The organism is Nocardia sp. NPDC003183, assembly GCF_053590715.1.
In genome coordinates this window covers 131,568-150,071 of record NZ_JBSFTG010000009.1, presented here as the reverse complement: position 1 = coordinate 150,071, position 18,504 = coordinate 131,568, and the positions used below count along the sequence as shown (strand labels likewise).

Here is an 18,504-nt window from a genome sequence, read left to right as displayed (position 1 = left end):
AGGATGGATGCCGTGATCCTGCGTCGTGACTCCTCTCCCGCGAGCAAGGACGGCACCCGCACCGTGCGGCCGCCGTCCCAGCATCCCTCCGGCGCGCGTCCGCCCGCGATCCCGCCCGAGCTCGTCCCCAACCACGTCGCGCTGGTGATGGACGGCAACGGCCGCTGGGCCCAGGAGCGTGGCCTGCCGCGCACCGCCGGACACGAACGCGGCGAGGCCGTGCTGATGGACTCCGTCGAAGGGTGCATCGAGATCGGCGTGAAGTGGCTCTCGGCCTACGCCTTCTCCACCGAGAACTGGCGACGCAGCCCCGACGAGGTGCGTTTTTTGATGGGCTTCAACCGCGACGTGATCCGCCGCCGCCGCGACGAGATGCACGAGATGGGTGTGCGGGTGCGCTGGGCCGGGCGCCGGCCCCGCCTGTGGCGCAGCGTGATCAAGGAACTCGAGGTGGCCGAAGAGCTCACCAAGGACAACGACGTGATGACGCTGACCATGTGCGTCAACTACGGTGGTCGTGCCGAAATCGCTGACGCCGCAAGGGAAATCGCGCGCCGGGTGGCTGCGGGCGAGATCGACCCGGAGAAGGTCGACGAGGCCACCGTCGCGAAGTACCTCGACGAACCCGATATGCCCGATGTCGATCTGTTCCTTCGCCCCTCCGGCGAGTTCCGCAGCTCGAACTTCCTGATCTGGCAGGCGGCCTACGCCGAATTCGTGTACCAGGACACGCTTTTCCCCGACTTCGACCGGCGTAACCTGTGGGACGCGTGCCTGGAATACGCCAAGCGCGATCGCCGCTTCGGTGGCGCCAAATGAGTGACGACGGAGCCGAGATGGATACCACGGTCTCACCCGAAATCGACCTGCAGGCGCGCACCGGCGCGTGCCTGCAGATGCAGGACGTCGATGTCCGGGTGGACGCGGACGGGTCGCTGGGCTTCGAATACGACGGCGCCCTGTGCTCGATCCGCGCCGTCACCCTCGCGCCCGGCCTCACTGTGCTGTCGCTGACCAGCGTGCTGGCCTGGGATCGTCCGCTCAAGGCGGCCCTGCACAAGCGCGTCGCCGAACGCAACAACGAGATCCAGTTCGGGTCGGTCACGCTGATCGCTCGTGGCCAGCTGGGCGACGTCATTCTGCGCTACACCTTCCCCGCCGAAGGCCTGGACGACGGGGCACTCACCACCATGCTGCTGCTCGCGCTGTCCGGTGCGAGCCGAGCCCGGCAGGGGTTGCTCGCGCCGTAACCCGTGACACCTGTCATGGGCGAATGGTGACAGTCGGCTCAGGTTTCGCGGCCTCGTCCGCGCGAATCTTGAACCATGCCTTCACCACGAACAACCAGCGCGGCCATCGAGCTGCGCGACCTGCGCAAATCCTTTCCCGGAACCACGGGTCCGGTCCGCGCCGTCGACGGTCTCGACCTGACCGTGGCGCCGGGCGAGATCGTCGCCTTCCTCGGCCCCAACGGCGCGGGTAAGTCGACCACGATCGACCTGCTCCTCGGCCTGACCGCTCCCGATTCGGGCACGGTCGCGGTCTTCGGCCAAGCGCCGGAGGATGCCGTGCGGGCCGGGCGGGTGGCCGCGGTGCTGCAGTCGGGTGGGCTGCTGCCCGACCTCACCGTCGGCGAAACCGTTCGCTTGGTCGCCGCCCTGCACGCCCGGCCGCGGCCGGCGCCGGAAGTCCTCGAGCGGGCGGGCATCGCCGATATCGCCGACCGCCTCGTCGGAAAGTGCTCGGGTGGCCAGCAGCAGCGGCTGCGGTTCGCGCTGGCACTGCTGCCCGACCCGGACCTGATCGTGCTGGACGAACCCACCACCGGCATGGACGTGTCGGGCAGACGCGATTTCTGGGCGGCCATGCGCGAAGACGCCGTGAGTGGCCGCACCGTGCTGTTCGCCACCCACTATCTCGACGAAGCCGACGCCTACGCCGACCGGATCGTGCTGGTGCGTGCCGGTCGTATCGTCGCCGACGGCAGCGCCGCCCAGATCAAGAACCTGACCGTCGGCCGGACCGTGGCGGCCACCCTGCCCGGTGCCGACCCGGCCCACCTGTCCGCGCTGCCGGGTGTCGAGCAGGTGGAGCTGCGCGGTGATCGAATCCTGGTGCAGGCCAGAGACTCCGATGACATCGCCCGTTTCCTGCTCACCCACACCGCGGCCCACGACATCGAAATCACCACCCACAACCTGGAATCGGCGTTCCTCGCGCTGACCTCCGCACCCGAAGGCGAGCGCTGACATGATCGAGACAACCCGCACCGCGACGAAACCGATGCGCACACCTCGCCTCGGCGGCTTCAGCCCGGCTTTTCTCTCGCTCGAACTTCGCCGCATGCTCCGCAACCGGCGCACCCTGATCTTCACCCTGATCATGCCGCCGGTGTTCTTCGTGATCTTCGGTCTCCAGGGTGGAAACCGGGACGAGTCCTTCGGTTCGGGCAACGTCACCGGCTACATCATGGTGTCGATGGCGCTCTACGGCGCCCTGCTCGCGACTACCAGCGGCGGCGCGATGGTGGCGGTCGAACGTGCCCACGGCTGGACCCGCCAGCTGCGGCTGACACCGCTGCGGCCGGTGGCCTACGTGGCGACGAAGATCGCGGTCGCGATGTCGCTGGGGCTGGTGGCGGTGGCGACGGTGTTCGTCGTCGGCGCGTTCTGCGGTGCGAGCCTGACGCCGGTGGCCTGGGTGGCCTGCTTCCTGCTCGCCTGGGTGTGCTCGCTGGTGTTCGCGGCCTTCGGTCTGCTCATGGGCTACCTGTTGCCCTCCGAGAACGTCATGCAACTGCTGGGCCCCGGACTGGCGATGCTGTCGTTCGCGGGCGGGCTGTTCTTCCCGATCCACGGGTGGTTCGCCGCGGTGTCGAAGGTGCTGCCGACCTACGGGGTCGCCACCCTGGTGCGTACCCCGTTCGGTGACACCGGTGCGGGCACCGTCGCGCTGGCCGTGGTGAATGTCGTCGCGTGGACCGCGGTGTTCGTGGTGGGCGCGGCCGCGCTGTTCCGCCGGGACACCGCTCGTTGAACGAACGATCACCCGGGCCGATTCGTGGGTACCGTCGGTACTCGCCGGGTCGGCCCGCGTGGTTGCGCAAGTGCTGTGAGAAGGGATTGCTCGTGAGTTCGGGTGACTTCGTCGACCGGGTGTTCGGCACCGGGGCGACCGATACCAGCGGCATGCGCCGCGGGTGGTTCGGTGCCGCGCTCGCGGCGGGATGGTTGCTGTACCTGGTACCGCAGATCTACGACAGCTGGGTCGAGCACGGCACGGTGCGGTCGGTCGGTGCGACGGCAGCCGTGCTGGCGTTCGGCGGGCTGATCGTGACGGCGTTCGTCGTCTTCCGCCGACTCGACTGGGACGAGCAGGACGATCCGCGGTCTGTCGATCCGCGGATCTGGCCGTTGCTCGCAGGCATGGCCGCGTTGTCGGTGGTGATGATGGCGCTGCTCGGCGCGGCCGCGCTCCCGACCGTGCTCTACATCGCCGCGGTCGCGATCTTCTCGCTGCCCACCCGGCTCTCGTTGGTCGTGGTGGTGGCGGTATCGGCGACGATGGTGGCGATGCCCGTGTTCGCGCCGGGTCGGTGGCTCGGTGGCACGGCGCTGGTGCTGGCGGTGATTCCACCGGTGATCTGGCTCGCCAGAGAGATCGGCTTGCGCGGCAGGCGACTACAGGCGATCACCCGCCGTCAGCGCGCCGACCTGGCGATCGAGGCCGAGCGCAATCGGGTCGCCCGCGATGTGCACGACATCCTCGGCCATTCCCTCACGGTGATCACCATCAAAACCGAACTCGCGCAACGTCTTATCGATGTCGACGTGGCGCGCGCCAAGACCGAGCTCGCCGATGTGGAACGCTTGGCCCGCGAGGCGCTCGCCGGGGTGCGCGACACCGTAGGTGGTCTGCGTGAGGTGAGCTTGCGCCGAGAACTCGCCACCGCGCACACCGCGCTGACCGCAGCCGAGATCGTTGCTGTACTGCCCGATTCGACGATGGTGGACACTCGGCACAGTGAGCTGTTCGGCTGGGTACTGCGCGAGGCGGTGACCAACGTCGTGCGCCACAGTGCGGCCCAGCACTGCACCGTGGTCGTTACCGAGAACAGCATCGAGATCACCGACGACGGCCGTGGCTGCGACGTCACCGCACCGTCCGGTTCGGGTTTGCGTGGGCTGGCCGAGCGACTGCGCGCGGCCGGTGGCACGCTGACCATGTCGACGCCATCAGGCGGCGGCGTCGGCCTGCTGGCGACGGTGCCCGCGGAAGGGAGTGTCCGATGATCCGGCTGCTGCTCGCCGACGACCAGGCACTGGTGCGCGGCGCGCTCGCCGCCCTGCTCGGTCTGGAATCCGACCTCGAGGTGGTCGCCGAAGTCGGCCGCGGCGACGAAGTCCTGGCCGCGGTGACCCGCACCAGCCCCGACGTGGCACTGCTCGACATCGACATGCCCGGCCTGGACGGCATCGAGGTCGCCGCCCGCGTGCACGCCGAACACCCGCGCGTGCGAATCCTCATGGTCACCACGTTCGGGCGCCCCGGCTACCTACGCCGCGCCATCGATGCGGGCGCGAGCGGGTTCGTCGTGAAGGACACTCCCGCACGGGAATTGGCCGACGCGGTCCGCCGGGTACACCTGGGACTACGCGTCGTCGACCCGGCGCTGGCGACCGAGACCCTCACTGCCGGAACGTCTCCGCTCACGGCCAGGGAACGTCAAGTGCTCGCCGCGGCCGCCGACGGTTCAGCGGCCGGGGCCATCGCCGAGCGCTTACACCTCTCGGAAGGGACTGTGCGCAACCATCTTTCGGCCGCCATCGGCAAGACCGGCACCCGCAACCGCGCGGAGGCGATTCTGGCGGCGCAGCGTCAGGGCTGGTTGTAGCTCAGCGCTCGGGCTTCCAGGTGATCTTGCCGCCCGTGAAATCCTGGGCCTTGCCGCCCTGGTAGTCGTACTCGTCGCTGGTGGGATAGCCGTAGCGGCCGTTTTCGCCGCCCGCGCGGATCCAGTCGGCCTGGATGCTGCCCCACACCGCGTGCGCGCCGGTCTTCGACGTCCAGTAGATGGCGCCGGTCGGGAACATGGTGAACTGGCCGTCGCCCTTGCCCGCCGCGGACACGTCGGTGAGCGGGAAGCCCAGCGGGCTCGACTCCCAGCCCAGCGCCGCCCACTTGTCGCGGATCGGGCCGCTGATCTGGTGTGCGCCGGTGCCGACGGACCAGTAGATCGAGCCCTTCTGGAAGTGGTTGAAGCGACCGCCGCCCGACGGGGTGGACTCCTCGCGGGTGGTCGGGTAGCCGAGCTTGCCCGACTCGTTGCCCGTCTCGGCGAACTTGTCCCGGATCTGACCCGAGACGGTGTTGGCGTTGGTGTCGGGATGCCAGTAGATGGCCGCGTTGTTGGCGAAGGTCTGGTACTTGCCGCCGGCCGCCGCGTCGGCTTCCGGGGAGGTGGGCTCGCCCAGCGCCGGGCCGCCCGCCTGGTCGTATTCGGTCTCGATCGCGCCGCCCACCTCGAATCCGCCGATCATCCTGGCCTGCGCGGTGCCGGCCATCGCCGCGGGCAGCGCGGCCACGACGGTCACGGCTGCCAGCGCGGTCAGGCCGCGTGATCGAAGGGTTCGACGGTGCAAAGTCACAGGAAACTCCCTGGTCGGATCGGTATTCAACGATGTCCGGCGCTCGGGACCCCCTCCGGTGCCGCACCCGAACCTACCCGTTCGGCGGCGGTGGCAACAGTGGCCTTGCTCACCGGGGATGGTGCGGAGGTCCCGGCAGCATGACCTCGAGACCGCGGGCGAAATCCTCCGGGTCGACGTCGGCGAGCAGGAGGTGCTGCAGGATGAAGCCGGGCAGCAGCCCGATGAGCGTTTTGGCGATCGCGTCGGAATCGGTGCCCGGTGGCAGCCAGCCGGACTCGCACAATCGGTCCGCGTACTCGAACCACAACGCGCGCATCGACGCGATGGCCGCGCGTACCGGGACGGCCGCCTCGTCCGAGACCAGCGCGAGCGCCCACGCCTGTGGGGCGAGCCGCAGCGGTCCCTCTGGCCCACTGCGTTTGACGATCTCGGTGGTCAGCAGTCGGATGACCTCCGCCGGGGGAGGCGCGGTCTCGGTGCGGATGATCTCGGCGAGCCGCTCGCGCAGCGGCCCCATCGTGCGTTGCACGAGCGCGGCGATGATCTCGTTCTTGCTGGCGAAGTACCGGTAGACCGCGCCCGCCGACATCTGCGATTCGGCGAATACGTCCTGCATCGAGGTCTCGTGGAAGCCCTTCCTGGCGAAGCACAGCTGCGCGGCGTCGAGGATCTGCTGCCTGCGGCGTTCCAGGTGTTCTTCGCTGACTCGGGGCATGGGTCAAAAGTAAAACGAATGTCCGTTCTTGACAAGCGAGGTGGGCGGTGTCACGGTAGGAACATCAAAAAGAACGAACATTCGCTTTAATGGGAGAAATCGCATGACGATCACCCGCCGAGCAGTAGCTCTCGGCCTCGCGGCCACCGCGATCCAGGCCCTGATGCTCATCGCTTTCGCCTGGCCCGCCGTCAATATCGGCCCGCGTGATCTGCCGATCGCCGTCGCGGGTCCTGGCTCCGTCCAGGTCGCCCAGCAACTGCGGCAGCGCGATCCCGAGGCCTTCGAGATCATCACCGTCGCCGACGCGCAGCAGGCGCGAAACGCGATGGCCGACAACGAGATCTACGGCGCTGTCGTCACCGGCAACGGCGCGCCGCAGGTCCTGGTCGCCTCCGCCGCCTCGCCCGCCGTCGCCCAGCAGCTCACCGCCGTGGCACAACAACTCAGCGGTATCCCCGTCGCTCCGGTCGAGGACGTGATCGCCGTCGATCCCGACGACCAGCGCGGCGCGGGCTTCGGCTCGATGGTCCTGCCGCTGGTCATGTCCGGTATGGCAGCGGGCATCCTGCTCACCCTGCTGGTCCCCGCCTACGGGTCCCGGCTCGCCGGCCTGGCCGCCTTCGGTATCGCGGGCGGGCTCCTGAGCACCCTGATCTTTCACACCTGGCTCTCGATCCTGCCCGGCTCCTACCTCGAACTGGCCGCCATCGCGGGCCTGGCCTCCTTTACCGTCGCCGCCGTCATCGTCGGCCTGGCCGCCGCGATCGGCCGCCCCGGCATCGGCCTGGGCGCCCTCACCATGCTGCTGGTGGGCAACCCGTTCTCCGCCGCTACCTCGGCCCCCGAACTCCTGCCCCAGCCCTGGGGCACCATCGGCCAGTTGCTCCCCCCGGGCGCCGCCGCCGCCCTGCTCCGCTCGGTCGCCTACTTCGACGGTGCCGGCGCCCTCGCCCCCCTCACCGTCCTACTCGCCTGGGCCGCGGGCGGAGTCGCCCTCCTCGGCCTCGGCGCCCTCCGCTCCCGCCAGCTGGCCACGCCGACCGCATCTCCCGAACCGGTGGCAGTACCCGCCTGACCCGCCCCGCGAAAACGCTCCGCACGACCAACTCTCGTGCGGAGCGTTTTGGCTCTGACGTCGAACGGAGCCTGTGGCTGCGGAGATTCGGCAGCTACTCCGTGTTCGGCTCGGCGATTTCCGTCAGTTCGTAGGATGTGCTTCGGCCGCTCGAGTCGGAGCGTCGCAAGGCGCCGAGCTCGATGAGTTCGTTGATGTCGCGGAGGGCGGAGGCCTGGGACGTTTTGGTGATGATCGCCCATTTGCGGGTTGTCAGGTTTCCGTTGAAACCGTCCAGGATTCGGTTGAGCATTTCGGTCTGACGGGGGTTCATCGCCGTGGTGTGCCACGTGCGCCAGAAGCGGGCTTTCGCGAGCGCTGCGTCGATGGTTCGGTCGGCGTTGTTGATGGACTGGAGTAGCGCATCGAGGAACCAGAGCAGCCAGGCGGTGACATCGAGGTCGCCGCGTTGGGTGCTTTCGAGGATGGCGTAGTAGTTTTTGCGATCGCGCTGGATCTGGGCGGACAGGCTGTAGAACCGGCGAGGGCTGTGTTCGGAACGGGCCAAGGCGAGATCGCCTATCGCGCGTGCGATTCTGCCGTTTCCGTCATCGAAGGGATGAATCGTCACGAACCATAGGTGTGCCAGGCCGGCTTTCAGCACCGCGGGTTCGGGGGTTTCCGCGTCGAGCCACATCAGGAAGCGGTGCATGTCGTCGTCGAGGCGGGAGGCGGGTGGGGCTTCGAAGTGGACTCGCTGCCGACCGTATGGTCCGGAGATCACCTCCATCGGTCCGGTCTCATCGGTTCGCCAGCCGCCCACCCGGATTCGTGAGATGCCGGAGTAGCCCGTGGGAAAGAGTCCTGCGTGCCAGCCGAACAGGCGCTCCGCCGTCACCGGTTGGTCGTGATGGCGGGTGGCGTCGAGGACCATATCGACGACACCGTCGACCCGGCGGTCGGTGGGCGTTGTCGCGCCGATATCGACACCGAGCCTGCGAGCGATGGACGACCGGACCGACGCCGCATCGAGTAACTCGCCTTCGATGGCGCTCGACTGCACGACGTCAGTGGTCAGCGCTTCCAGCCCCGCGCGTTCCTGTGTGGCGTCGTCGGCGTGGGTGAGTCGACCGTGCAGGCGCCCCTGGGCGAGCGCGACCTCTGCCGTCGGTTTGGCGAGCAGAACGGCGTCGTAGGTGAAGCGAGGCCAGTTCGTCGCCTCCCAGATGTACCCACGGTTCGTCATGCAGCGATATTACCGTCTATTCGCTGCATAATTTGAAGCGAATAGACGGGTAATCGCTGCATCGTGCGCTGTGCGGTTACCCGGTGCGGTAGTCGTCGGTGCCGAATTCTTGGTGGTAGCGCTGGGCTCGGGTGAGCATGCGGTAGATGCCGGCGATCATGCGGTCGGTGGGGAGGGGTTCGGCGACGATGGGGTCGCCGGTTTTCACGTAGTAGCGGCCGTCGGGGTAGTCCATCCACCAGAAGGTGCGGGCGGGGGTGGGGCGCGAGTCGAGGGCGGGGCCGGACAGGGCCGAGATCTCGCCGAAGGCTCGGCGGGGGCGGTGGAACATGCGGTTGAGTTGGTCGGCCGAGCTGAGGCGGCCCGCGCGGTATTCGAAGTGGTCTTCTTCGACGGACAGCTGGTCTCGGCGGACCTCGACCGGCGCCTTCTTACCCGGCTTCGTGCGGGGGAGAGCAGCGACCGTCAGTGCTGCCACCTGGCTGGGGGTGCAGTAGGTGAGGGTGACGTCGGCGCCGGTGTCCTCCGCGGCGCCCGGCGCCTGTTGCAGGGTGGCGCCGACCGCGCCGCGGATCGCGCCGTGGAAGCGGATGATGTTCGTGTTGTCCTGTCCCACATAGCCTTTGGATTCGACCCTGGCATCGGGGTCGAGCAGGACGGCGAGGGCGCGTTCCACCGCCGGGTCGTATTTGCGGAGGAGGGCGTCCACCGCGGCTTCCCGGTGCTGCTTCAGCTCGTCGAATTCGGCGATGTCGGTGCGGTATTGGAGAGGATAGGGGAGGCGGTCACGGCCGTAGCCGGACCACAGGATCTCGAATTCGATGCCGGTGAATTCAGCGCGGTGCACTGTCGTCGTCTCCGCCGATCACCGGGGGCACGGTCCTGATCTGGTCCGCGCCGAGCAGGAGGTCACCGTTCTCCTGGGTGATCAGGTAGTCGGGGATGTCCTTGGTTCGTTCGTCGTCGGAGGTGCCGCGACCTGTGCCCGGTGCGCCCATGCCGCCCACGCCCGCTGCGCTGCGACCGGTGGCGGAGGTGGTTCCCGCGCGGGTTCCGGTTGCTGCCGCGGCAGCGGGGGACGGGGTGCCGGGGGTGCTTCGGCCGGGAGTGGCGCTGGTCGGGGTGCCGCTGCCCAGCGGGGTGCCAGATCCGCCGGGCCCGCTGCCGGTGGGTCTGCCGGAACCGGGGGCGCCGGTGCTCGGGGCGCCGACACCGGGTGTGCCGACGCCTGGCGTAGTTGCACCAGCGTTGATCGGCGCGGTGGTGTTCGGAGCTGTTGTGGTGGGGGTGGTGGATTGCGGTGTGGTGGTGGCGCTCTGGGGTGTGGTCGAGCCCGCGTCTGTCGAAGAGGTTGTGGTGGAAGGCGGTTCGGTAGCGGCACCCTCGGGTGTCGCGCTGTCACCGTTCGTTCCCGCTGCCGGGTCTTCGGTTTCGTTGCCAGCTGCGGTCGAACCACCTTGACTGTCCACGGCATTCGTCTCGCTGTTGCTGCCCGGTCCACCGTCGTCGGCGATGGTCGGCGCGGTCGGCAAGAAGGGAACGCCGTTGTCGGTTTGGCCGGCGACCTGGCTGTACACGGAGCGCAAGATCCGCCTGCCCTCCTGGGTGGCTTCGTCACGGTTGTGATCGTCGACCTTCATCACACCGTCGGCGGGCAACGACTTGCCGGTGACGTTGGTGCGCTCGGTGAGGCCGGGCATCAACGCTTGGGTCTGCTCGATCCCGGTGCGCATCTCGGTCAGTTTGAGGCTGATCGCAGTCGCGGCCTGAGAGAGTGGAATCGATTGCTGCGCATAGTTGTTCACGGCCGCGACGGCGGCGGAAGCTGCCGCGCCCGTCCATCCGCCGTGGCCGCCCGCGCCGGTGACGGTGCGGGCGAACTGCTGGTTGAACCCGGTGAAGGTGCCCATCAGCGCGCCACCGATATTCGCCCACGCGGTGACCGCGTCATCGACCAGCTGTGGTTTCATCGCCGCGACCGCCGCCTGCATCTGCTCTAGCGTCATGCTGTCGTAGTTGTCAGGGGTGGTGATGTGCGGGGGTTGGATGTCACCGCCGAAGATCGTGGCGTAGTTGCCGGCGAGCTGGCGGTCGTAGATCTTGGCCCGCTCGGTATTCCACTGCTCCTGAGCTGCGATCACCTTGCTCTTGTAGTCCTCGTAGGTCACAGGTGTTCTCCTGTCGCGGAGATCTCGGCACCGGTCGCTTCGTCTTGGGCAACGAAGTTCGCAATCGCTTTGGCCACAACCTCTTTGGCCGTTTGCACCGCCTCGATGTGCTTCTTGAGGACTTCGTCCAGTGGGCGGTCACCTCCGGACGCGGTCAATGAGAATTTCCGCTCCAGCGTCTGGCTCGAGTTGAACGATCCGAAGCCGGAGATATTGCGGACCTGGTCGACCTGGGCGTAAACCTCTTCCAGCCGATCCAAGTGGTCGTCGCACACCTTGTCCAGATCCTTGCCGACTTCGGGGTCGAGTGAGAGTTGACCGGCTTCTGCCTGGACCAAGAGTTGGCTCCACTCGCCGGGGTCGATGCTCAAAAGCATTGGTCACCCACTAGCTCTCGGGAAGGTACTGCGCGAAGCTGTCGGTGAGTCTGTGTACCTCCGGGCATGGCGCAGGCGGCGAAGACGCGCTGACGCGGTTCAGGAGCCTGAAAAGGACCGACCCGTTCGGGATCTCCACGGCGACAGTACAACCCAGGTCATGTGTCGACCCTGTCGTTCGAAGCTGAATTGCCTTGTGCGATCCCACGGTTGTCTCGGTGAAGTCCGTGAAGTCTGTTCGTGCTCGGGATTCGGCGAGTGCGTGCTCCGACGACAGGACCGAGAACGTGTACTGCTTCGCGGAGTCCTGCCAGCTGCATGTCTTCCATCCTGTGAAGTCGACCCCGGCAACCTCGTTCTTCCGGCTGCCGACGTTCAGGCCGGCTCCGCCGACAGCCGAATCCGGCAACGAACACGGATCCCACACCTTCGCCTCGGCATCCACCGAAGTAGGACTCGCCGCCACACTCACACCGCTCGTCTGCGGAGTAGCCGTTCCCTGCTCCCCCTCACCGCACCCCACGACAGCCAACCCCGCCACCGCGACAACGCCGAACACCCTCGCCGCCGCACCTCGAACTGCCATGTCTTCGTCCCTCCCGCAGAACCGGTGCCCGTTCATGACGTCCCCGCTCCGAAGATCGTAGTCACGCTGATACGCATCGCGAAAGGTCACGCCTACTCCGCCGCGCAAGGTGAGGACGCGGTCATCGAGAACCGCACCTCGTTCCTCGGCCCAACGGAGGTATCCCGGAACGATGCGACGGTGTAGCCGGTCGAGTCGCGGTAGAGCCGGTTCACCGGGTCGTTGTCGGGCCGCTGGCTCGGTACGAGGGTGAAGCCGCGTGTGGTCATCGCTTCGAGATTCGCCATCGCTCGGTCGATGAACTCCTGGGGCGGGTTCACTTCCTCCATCGTGTACCGGGGCCGCCACGGCGGACCCTCGGACATCAGAGAGTTCGGGTTCGTTCGGCAGCCCGTGCCCGGCAAGGTCAGATTCGCGATCTCGACGGGGCCCTTCTGCGGCCAGATGAGCTCGAAATTGCGCTCGACAATCGCGCCTGCCTCGGCGACGGTCAGCCCCGTGGTGTCTTTGATCCGCTGGTTGGTCGGACCTTCGTGGATGAAACCACTGCATCCCGTGACGCCCGCAGTGATCATCAGGATGCAGGCCACGATCGTTGTTTTCGTCATTTGATGTCGATCGTTCGGCCGGGATCGGCATTGTCGGTGATGCGGGGGTCGGCGTACGGGTCGAGGTCGGGATTGCCGAGGGCTGCTGCGAGGCGAGCGGCAGCAGCTGCCTTCGCTGCGTCGAACCCCTCCTTGCCGCCGTCGCCGTTGTCTCCCAAACCGATGTCGACGTACGGTGTTTCGATTCCTCGTTCGACATACGCGGTCGCGGTCGATCCTTCGATAACGCCGACGATGTTCTGAAACGCTGTCGATCTCGGGTCGTCCCAGTACTTCCCGTGCCCGTCGGTACCGAAGACGACCTCGGTGGGGTGGTTTCGGGAGGTGTCGCTGTAGAAGCCGGTATCGAGTCGTGTTACGCCGGGTACCTCGTCGGGATCACCGCCCAATTCGGCGGACGCGTGGGGGTTTCCGGGAATCGTGAATGCGCCCGGAATGCTGAGTCCGCCTTCGGGATAGGACTGCACCACCCCGATCAGGTCGCCGGGCGCCGTCATCGAATACCGCTGGACACTCGGGTTCGGGTTGTTCCAGCCCGTGTCGAAAACGCCGGTGCCCGCCGAAGAAGCGTGCAGGATGCGGTCAGCGCGCAGACCCAACTGCTCGGCCGAGCCGACGATCGAACCGCCGTAGGAATGTCCCACATAGGAAACCGGCGTTCCCGGCGCGGTCGCACCGACTTCCCGGTCGATTTCGCGGCCGAAGTCGACAAGCCGAGGCGCCATGTCCGCGGCGAATTTCGGGCTCGGCGCCCCGTCGGAAAGGCTGGTCAGACTCTGCGGGAAGTCGCCCTCCATGTACAGGAAAATCGGGCTGCCCGTCTGATCGGCGAGATTCCATGCGGCCACGTGATTCGACCCGGAGCCGTTGAGATTCGTACTGGTGCCGGGCACATACACCCCCACACCGGGCGCGCCCGACTTCATCTCGCCGACCATCTCGATCATCCGCCCGTTGCCCTCGGTGCTGAACATGACGAACTTGCGGTCGACCATGCCCAGCTGCGGTGTCGCTGTTTCGCCGGTCGCGGCGGCGGTGGTGTCGAGCGTGCCCGCACCTTCGGGATTCGGGATGGGCGCGAGCATTGCTTCCAGCTGCTTCACCCGCGATTCGTCTCGATTCGGCTTGGCCTTCTCCGACGTCAGCGCGTTGCGGACATTGATCTCGTTGGCCTCGATCCGCATCACGAACGGCACGCCGTTCAGATTGCCCAGCTTCTCCGGCGCCGCGATCACCAGCTGACGTTGCGCTTCGGGACTCAACCCGGCCAGGAAGGTCGCCCGATCGTCCGGCGACATCGACGCCAGCTGGATCGCGACCGCGTCCGGATCCCGCATCGAACCGTCGGCGAGGGTGATGTCGGGCTGCCCGTCGCGCATCGCCCCGAGGTCGCCCATCGATTCCCGCAGCCTGGCGCCGAACAGGTTGTCGAGGCGTTCGAGCTCGTCCAGCCCACTGAGCAGGTTGAGCTGGAAAACTCCTGCGGCGCCCTCCTCTTTCGGATCGGAATGGGTCACCCGGCCGTCGGGCGCGACCACGAAACCTTGCCCGACGGCGAGGTTCTTCTGTTCCAGCACATAGGTTTTGGCGTGTTTCAGGCCCTGATAGGCGTCTTCGGCGTCGTCGGCCACACGGAGCAGCACGGTGCGCACCTCGTAGCCGTGATCGACTTCCTCATCGATGCGCCGCGAGGCCGCGTCTTTGGTCTGTCCGTACCAGCTACCCGCGGCCGAGATCGCGCGCGAGCAGTCGTCGACCGAGGTCGAGAGGATGTCGGCGTTGGCGCGGGCGGCTTCCCCGGCGCGGTGCAGGCCCTCGAGATTCCAGGTGTCGAGTTGGGGGATGGTCGGCCGCATCAGCGGGTACCGAGCTTTCCGATTTCGCCCGCGGTCTCGGCGTCTCTTGCCTGGATATCGGCGGAGAACTTGTCGACGAGGTCGGCCAGCGTCGTGTACCGGGTCGCGATCGAGTCCATGGCCTGCGAAGCCGGGTCGGACAGTCCGCGTACGGCGGCGAGCACGTCATTGCCGTCGCCGGTCGCCTCGCTCGCGGCCGTCCAGCTCAGCGCGTCGACTTCGGCCGCCTCCCGACGCCAGGTCGTCGCCATCGTCGTCAACTGATCGGGCTCGACGCCCAGGGTCCCGCTCACGATGCCCCCTCCTTCGCTGCCGAGAGGACTGCGCGCCCGTGCGGGCCGGTCCCTTCGTGAAGGTTGGACGGGGCTCGCGAAGCGAAGGTTCCATCATGTGATGTGAGTCACACGGATGCGGGTTCGTCTCTCGCCGCATCGGTTCGGCTGCGCACGCACTCGCGGCAGGTGCCGAAGATCTCGAGTGTGTGGCTCACCTCGGTGAAGCCGTGTTCGCTCGCGATGGTCTCGGCCCATGCCTCGACCGTCGGGCCCTCGACCTCGACGGTGCGCCCGCACTGGCGGCACACCAGGTGGTGATGGTGGCCGCTCGAACACTGGCGGTAGACGGATTCGCCGGTGTCGGTGCGCAGCACGTCGACCATGCCCGCGTCGGCCAGGGACTGGAGAGTCCGGTAGACGGTGGTCAGGCCGATGCCCTCGCCGCGTTTGCGCAGCTCGTCGTGCAATTCCTGCGCCGAGCGGAACTCGTCGATATTGTCGAGCAGGGCCGAGATGGCACTGCGCTGGCGGGTGCTGCGGACCCCGACCTGCTTCGCGGAGGTGTTGTCTGCCAACGGATTACCCTTCCTCGGCATGGGCGACGGCATCGACCACGATATGCGCCAGATGGTCGTCGACGAGTTCGTAGAGCACCTCGCGGCCCGAGCGTTCGCCGTGCACCACGCCCGCCGATTTGAGAATGCGCAGATGCTGGCTGACCAGCGGCTGGGTGACGCCGAGCGCGTCGACCAGCTCGTGCACGCAGCGCGGCGACTCACGCAGCTGGAGCACGATGGCGATGCGTACCGGCGCGGCCAGTGCCCGCAGCAGCTCGCCCGCGTCCTCCAGGACCGTGCGCGACGGCACGGCGGCGGGGGCGGGGGAGTGGTACGGGTTGTGCGGGTGCGCGGGCACGGCCTCGGTGGTCATCAACCAACTCCTTAATGGAAACAGATTCCATTTTGATATGCACAATTGCGCATGTCAAATGACGCGCCGCGCGGACACCTCGGCTGCTGCAAACCCACTGGACGCGTCCCGATACGCTGGACCCACTTACGTACGGTAGGCCGCATCGAACACCGGTACGGCATGCCGAACAATTCCGACTCGCAGTGGATGGAGAAATCTCGCGTGGCACCCAAGTCGAAGGTGGACACCGTTGCCAACCTCGCCAAGCGCCGGGGTCTGGTCTACCCGTGCGGTGAGATCTACGGAGGCACCAAGTCGGCGTGGGACTACGGTCCGCTCGGCGTCGAACTGAAGGACAACATCAAGCGGCAGTGGTGGCGGACCATGGTCACCAGCCGCGACGATGTCGTCGGTCTCGACTCCTCGGTGATCCTGCCGCGCCAGGTCTGGGAGGCCTCGGGCCACGTGGCCACCTTCTCCGATCCGCTGGTCGAGTCGCTGCACACGCACAAGCGTTACCGCGCCGACCATCTCATCGAGGCCTACGAGGCCAAGCACGGCCACCCGCCCGCCAACGGCCTGGCCGACATCAACGATCCCGACACCGGCCAGCCCGGCAAGTGGACCGAGCCGCGTAACTTCTCCGGCCTGCTCAAGACCTTCCTCGGCCCGGTCGACGACGAAGAGGGCATGCACTATCTGCGTCCCGAGACGGCGCAGGGCATCTTCGTCAACTTCAAGAACGTCCAGGAGACCGCGCGCAAGAAGCCGCCGTTCGGCATCGCCCAGATCGGCAAGAGCTTCCGCAACGAGATCACGCCGGGCAACTTCATCTTCCGCACGCGTGAGTTCGAGCAGATGGAGATGGAGTTCTTCGTCAAGCCGGGCGAGGACGTGGAGTGGCACAAGTACTGGATCGACACCCGTCTGTCCTGGTACACCGACCTCGGCATCGACCCGGAGAACCTGCGCCTGTTCGAGCACCCGAAGGAAAAGCTGTCGCACTACTCGGCGGGCACCACCGACATCGAGTACCGCTTCCGCTTCCAGGGCAGCGAATGGGGCGAGCTCGAGGGCATCGCCAACCGCACCGACTACGACCTCAAGACGCACTCGGAGCACTCGAACGTCGACCTGAGCTACCGCGATCAGGCCAGCGGTGAGCGCTACACGCCGTACGTCATCGAGCCGGCCGCCGGTCTGACCCGTTCGCTGATGGCCTTCCTGGTCGACGCCTACACCGTCGACCAGGTGCCCACCGCGAAGGGCACGACCGAAGAGCGGATCAGCCTGCGTCTGGATCCTCGCCTCGCGCCGGTCAAGGCCGCGGTGCTGCCGCTCTCGCGCAACGCCGACCTGACCCCGAAGGCCAAGGACCTCGCCGCCCAGCTGCGCCGCAACTGGAACGTCGACTTCGACGACGCGGGTGCCATCGGCCGTCGTTACCGTCGTCAGGACGAGATCGGTACCCCGTTCTGCATCACGGTCGACTTCGACACCATCGACGACCACGCGGTGACGATCCGCGAGCGCGACTCGATGGCCCAGGAGCGCATCGCCCTGGACAAGGTCGAGTCCTACCTGGCAGCACGACTGATCGGCGCCTGATCCGTCAGGTCGACGGAGCCCGCACCGCTAGCTCGGTGCGGGCTCTTTCACGTCCGCGCACTGGGCGGTTGATCACACTGCGTAGCTGACGGTTTGCGTTGGGTGGGCGCTTGCCTCACGATCTTCGTTGTGCTGTGGGAACCGGAAGACGTGGTGCGGGCGCTCGACCCGTCGGAACAACGATTCGTGCGGCACGCGACCTTCACCGGACGGTCGGTCACGGTGCTCGGGGAACTGGACGCGGCCGGGCTCGGCGCGGCCTTCGCGGCGTTGCAGCGGCGGTTCCCGATTCTGGTGTGCCGGATCGTCGAGGATGCCGACGAGAACGGAATCCTGTTGCGTCCGGGGGATATCGAGGCCGTCGGCGCGTGGGTGAGTTTCGGCGATCCCGACGAGGTGCGGATTCCGGCCGAGTCCATGGATCCCGGGGCCCAATTGGCCTATCTGGATGTGGTTCTCGCCGAAGAGGATCGGGCTCGGGTCACGTTGTTCGTGCACCACAGCGTGGCCGACGCGGGGCATTGTGTCGAACTGTTCGCGCGGCTGTGGGGCTTCTACACCGACTATGTGGAGACCGGGAAGATCGCGGACACGGCGACCGTGGTCGCCGAGTCGGAGACCGCGGCCGGTGCGACGCGGGAGTATCCGGCGTCGCTCGAGGTGCTGCTGGCGCAGCGGGGGATCCGGCGTGGACGGCGGTCGGGACTCGAGACGGTAGCGCGTCCGCTCGTCGTCACAGATTCGGTGAGTGGGATCGAGCGGGCGGAGGCCGCACCGGCCACGTTGGCCCGGCCCGCGCGGATTCAGCTGGATACCGTCGCGACCGCACGGGTGCTCGAGCTCGCTCGCGCGCACGCGGTGAGCGTCAACGGGTTGGTCACCGCCGCGGTGTTGCGGGCGTACGGCGATCTCTCGGGCGCGGACCACGTCTCGTGTATGTATCCGGTCGACCTGCGCAGGCGCCTCGACCCTGCGGTCGCCGCGGAAGCCGGCACCAACCTGTCCGGCCTGGCCGCGTTCGCCACCGATGCCGCCGACACCGCGGACCTCGTCGTGCTCGCTCGCCGGATCGGCACCAGCCTGCACAACGACCTGGCCGACGGGGTGATCGAACAGTCCGTTCTGCACTTCCCCGACTTCTTCGGTCCCGATCGAATCCACTCCACCGCAGGGCACATCGCGCTCACCAACACCGGGACGGTGCCCCCGTTCCGCGCCCCCGCCGGGCTGATTCTCGACGACTACGAGATCGTCTACCTCTCCGCACACCCCCGCCCGTCGACGGGGGCGTCCGCGGCGGTCACCTTCCTCGTCTACACCTATCTCGGTCGACTGACCATCGGCCGATTGGGTGGCGGCCCGCTCGCCGCCCATCTGCTGGATGCCGTCGCCGCGGAATTGTCCTGGTCATCCGCGGATCAGAAAGCCGCGACCGCCTGAATCCG

The 18,504-nt window shown here is 67.3% G+C and carries 21 protein-coding genes; 9 read left to right on the top strand and 12 right to left on the bottom strand.

Annotated elements, in window-relative coordinates; genetic code table 11:
* Positions 1-3 precede the first annotated feature (3 nt).
* The 6 genes from ACWDXS_RS24390 (at position 4) to ACWDXS_RS24365 (ending at position 4,894) form a co-directional block, all read left to right on the top strand.
* Positions 4-819 (top strand): isoprenyl transferase, encoded by an 816-nt coding sequence (locus ACWDXS_RS24390; RefSeq protein WP_378637531.1) that lies wholly within the window; start codon positions 4-6, stop codon positions 817-819.
* Positions 820-896: 77 nt separating this feature from the next.
* Complete coding sequence (locus ACWDXS_RS24385; protein WP_243655106.1) at positions 897-1,250, top strand: YbjN domain-containing protein; 354 nt, start codon at positions 897-899, stop codon at positions 1,248-1,250.
* Positions 1,251-1,325: 75 nt separating this feature from the next.
* Positions 1,326-2,249, top strand: a complete 924-nt coding sequence (locus ACWDXS_RS24380) for an ABC transporter ATP-binding protein (RefSeq protein ID WP_387447767.1) — start codon at positions 1,326-1,328, stop codon at positions 2,247-2,249.
* A gap of 1 nt (position 2,250) precedes the next feature.
* Positions 2,251-3,036 (top strand): ABC transporter permease, encoded by a 786-nt coding sequence (locus ACWDXS_RS24375; protein ID WP_449968989.1) that lies wholly within the window; start codon positions 2,251-2,253, stop codon positions 3,034-3,036.
* Between the two features lie 92 nt (positions 3,037-3,128).
* Positions 3,129-4,292, top strand: coding sequence for a sensor histidine kinase (locus ACWDXS_RS24370; protein WP_449968986.1), 1,164 nt, complete (start codon positions 3,129-3,131; stop codon positions 4,290-4,292).
* Positions 4,289-4,894 carry a response regulator gene (locus tag ACWDXS_RS24365; RefSeq protein ID WP_378993880.1) on the top strand — a complete coding sequence of 202 codons (606 nt, stop codon included), beginning with the start codon at positions 4,289-4,291 and terminating at the stop codon, positions 4,892-4,894. Before ACWDXS_RS24370 ends, ACWDXS_RS24365 begins: the two co-directional genes overlap by 4 nt.
* Position 4,895: 1 nt before the next feature.
* Here ACWDXS_RS24365 and ACWDXS_RS24360 read toward each other — a convergent pair whose 3' ends face one another.
* Positions 4,896-5,648: an LGFP repeat-containing protein gene (locus ACWDXS_RS24360; RefSeq protein WP_387447773.1), complete on the bottom strand. Its 753-nt coding sequence runs from the start codon at positions 5,646-5,648 to the stop codon at positions 4,896-4,898.
* 109 nt (positions 5,649-5,757) lie between these two features.
* Positions 5,758-6,366, bottom strand: coding sequence for a TetR/AcrR family transcriptional regulator (locus ACWDXS_RS24355; RefSeq protein ID WP_387447775.1), 609 nt, complete (start codon positions 6,364-6,366; stop codon positions 5,758-5,760).
* Positions 6,367-6,469: 103 nt separating this feature from the next.
* On the opposite strand from ACWDXS_RS24355, the gene ACWDXS_RS24350 reads away from it, so the two are divergent.
* Positions 6,470-7,444 (top strand): hypothetical protein, encoded by a 975-nt coding sequence (locus ACWDXS_RS24350; RefSeq protein ID WP_449968980.1) that lies wholly within the window; start codon positions 6,470-6,472, stop codon positions 7,442-7,444.
* Between the two features lie 94 nt (positions 7,445-7,538).
* Here ACWDXS_RS24350 and ACWDXS_RS24345 read toward each other — a convergent pair whose 3' ends face one another.
* From ACWDXS_RS24345 to ACWDXS_RS24300, 10 genes are all read right to left on the bottom strand, one after another.
* A complete protein-coding gene (locus tag ACWDXS_RS24345) occupies positions 7,539-8,669 on the bottom strand; it encodes a Fic family protein (protein WP_449968977.1) in 1,131 nt (376 codons plus the stop codon).
* A 76-nt stretch (positions 8,670-8,745) separates the two neighbouring features.
* Positions 8,746-9,516 (bottom strand): ESX secretion-associated protein EspG, encoded by a 771-nt coding sequence (locus tag ACWDXS_RS24340; protein WP_449968974.1) that lies wholly within the window; start codon positions 9,514-9,516, stop codon positions 8,746-8,748.
* On the bottom strand, positions 9,503-10,837 hold the full coding sequence (locus tag ACWDXS_RS24335) for a hypothetical protein (RefSeq protein ID WP_449968971.1): 1,335 nt from the start codon (positions 10,835-10,837) through the stop codon (positions 9,503-9,505). Before ACWDXS_RS24335 ends, ACWDXS_RS24340 begins: the two co-directional genes overlap by 14 nt.
* Complete coding sequence (locus tag ACWDXS_RS24330; RefSeq protein WP_449968968.1) at positions 10,834-11,214, bottom strand: hypothetical protein; 381 nt, start codon at positions 11,212-11,214, stop codon at positions 10,834-10,836. Before ACWDXS_RS24330 ends, ACWDXS_RS24335 begins: the two co-directional genes overlap by 4 nt.
* A 10-nt stretch (positions 11,215-11,224) precedes the next feature.
* Positions 11,225-11,890 (bottom strand): DUF3558 domain-containing protein, encoded by a 666-nt coding sequence (locus ACWDXS_RS24325; RefSeq protein ID WP_449968965.1) that lies wholly within the window; start codon positions 11,888-11,890, stop codon positions 11,225-11,227.
* A 2-nt stretch (positions 11,891-11,892) separates the two neighbouring features.
* Entirely contained in the window at positions 11,893-12,408 is a 516-nt protein-coding gene (locus ACWDXS_RS24320; RefSeq protein WP_449968962.1) for a hypothetical protein, read from the bottom strand.
* Positions 12,405-14,264 (bottom strand): alpha/beta hydrolase, encoded by a 1,860-nt coding sequence (locus ACWDXS_RS24315; protein ID WP_449968959.1) that lies wholly within the window; start codon positions 14,262-14,264, stop codon positions 12,405-12,407. The genes ACWDXS_RS24320 and ACWDXS_RS24315 overlap by 4 nt, the downstream gene beginning before the upstream one ends.
* Positions 14,264-14,557: a hypothetical protein gene (locus tag ACWDXS_RS24310; protein WP_378993902.1), complete on the bottom strand. Its 294-nt coding sequence runs from the start codon at positions 14,555-14,557 to the stop codon at positions 14,264-14,266. The genes ACWDXS_RS24315 and ACWDXS_RS24310 overlap by 1 nt, the downstream gene beginning before the upstream one ends.
* Before the next feature lie 107 nt (positions 14,558-14,664).
* The gene (locus ACWDXS_RS24305) at positions 14,665-15,135 is read right to left on the bottom strand and encodes a Fur family transcriptional regulator (RefSeq protein ID WP_449968955.1); all 471 of its coding nucleotides are present in this window, start codon (positions 15,133-15,135) and stop codon (positions 14,665-14,667) included.
* Positions 15,119-15,469 carry an ArsR/SmtB family transcription factor gene (locus ACWDXS_RS24300; RefSeq protein ID WP_449968952.1) on the bottom strand — a complete coding sequence of 117 codons (351 nt, stop codon included), beginning with the start codon at positions 15,467-15,469 and terminating at the stop codon, positions 15,119-15,121. Before ACWDXS_RS24300 ends, ACWDXS_RS24305 begins: the two co-directional genes overlap by 17 nt.
* A gap of 189 nt (positions 15,470-15,658) precedes the next feature.
* Between ACWDXS_RS24300 and ACWDXS_RS24295 the strand changes: the two genes are divergently transcribed.
* Both ACWDXS_RS24295 and ACWDXS_RS24290 read left to right on the top strand, forming a co-directional pair.
* Positions 15,659-17,059 (top strand): glycine--tRNA ligase, encoded by a 1,401-nt coding sequence (locus ACWDXS_RS24295; RefSeq protein WP_378637754.1) that lies wholly within the window; start codon positions 15,659-15,661, stop codon positions 17,057-17,059.
* Between the two features lie 129 nt (positions 17,060-17,188).
* Positions 17,189-18,499: a phthiocerol/phthiodiolone dimycocerosyl transferase family protein gene (locus tag ACWDXS_RS24290; protein WP_449968949.1), complete on the top strand. Its 1,311-nt coding sequence runs from the start codon at positions 17,189-17,191 to the stop codon at positions 18,497-18,499.
* Positions 18,500-18,504 lie beyond the last annotated feature (5 nt).

Coding starts and splice junctions, on each gene's coding strand:
- ACWDXS_RS24390 (WP_378637531.1), top strand. CDS start 4: ATGGATGCCGTGATCCTGCGTCGTGACTCCTCTCCCGCGAGCAAGGAC.
- ACWDXS_RS24385 (WP_243655106.1), top strand. CDS start 897: ATGCAGGACGTCGATGTCCGGGTGGACGCGGACGGGTCGCTGGGCTTC.
- ACWDXS_RS24380 (WP_387447767.1), top strand. CDS start 1,326: ATGCCTTCACCACGAACAACCAGCGCGGCCATCGAGCTGCGCGACCTG.
- ACWDXS_RS24375 (WP_449968989.1), top strand. CDS start 2,251: ATGATCGAGACAACCCGCACCGCGACGAAACCGATGCGCACACCTCGC.
- ACWDXS_RS24365 (WP_378993880.1), top strand. CDS start 4,289: ATGATCCGGCTGCTGCTCGCCGACGACCAGGCACTGGTGCGCGGCGCG.
- ACWDXS_RS24355 (WP_387447775.1), bottom strand. CDS start 6,366: ATGCCCCGAGTCAGCGAAGAACACCTGGAACGCCGCAGGCAGCAGATC.
- ACWDXS_RS24350 (WP_449968980.1), top strand. CDS start 6,470: ATGACGATCACCCGCCGAGCAGTAGCTCTCGGCCTCGCGGCCACCGCG.
- ACWDXS_RS24345 (WP_449968977.1), bottom strand. CDS start 8,669: ATGACGAACCGTGGGTACATCTGGGAGGCGACGAACTGGCCTCGCTTC.
- ACWDXS_RS24330 (WP_449968968.1), bottom strand. CDS start 11,214: ATGCTTTTGAGCATCGACCCCGGCGAGTGGAGCCAACTCTTGGTCCAG.
- ACWDXS_RS24320 (WP_449968962.1), bottom strand. CDS start 12,408: ATGACGAAAACAACGATCGTGGCCTGCATCCTGATGATCACTGCGGGC.
- ACWDXS_RS24315 (WP_449968959.1), bottom strand. CDS start 14,264: ATGCGGCCGACCATCCCCCAACTCGACACCTGGAATCTCGAGGGCCTG.
- ACWDXS_RS24305 (WP_449968955.1), bottom strand. CDS start 15,135: ATGCCGAGGAAGGGTAATCCGTTGGCAGACAACACCTCCGCGAAGCAG.
- ACWDXS_RS24300 (WP_449968952.1), bottom strand. CDS start 15,469: ATGACCACCGAGGCCGTGCCCGCGCACCCGCACAACCCGTACCACTCC.
- ACWDXS_RS24295 (WP_378637754.1), top strand. CDS start 15,659: ATGGAGAAATCTCGCGTGGCACCCAAGTCGAAGGTGGACACCGTTGCC.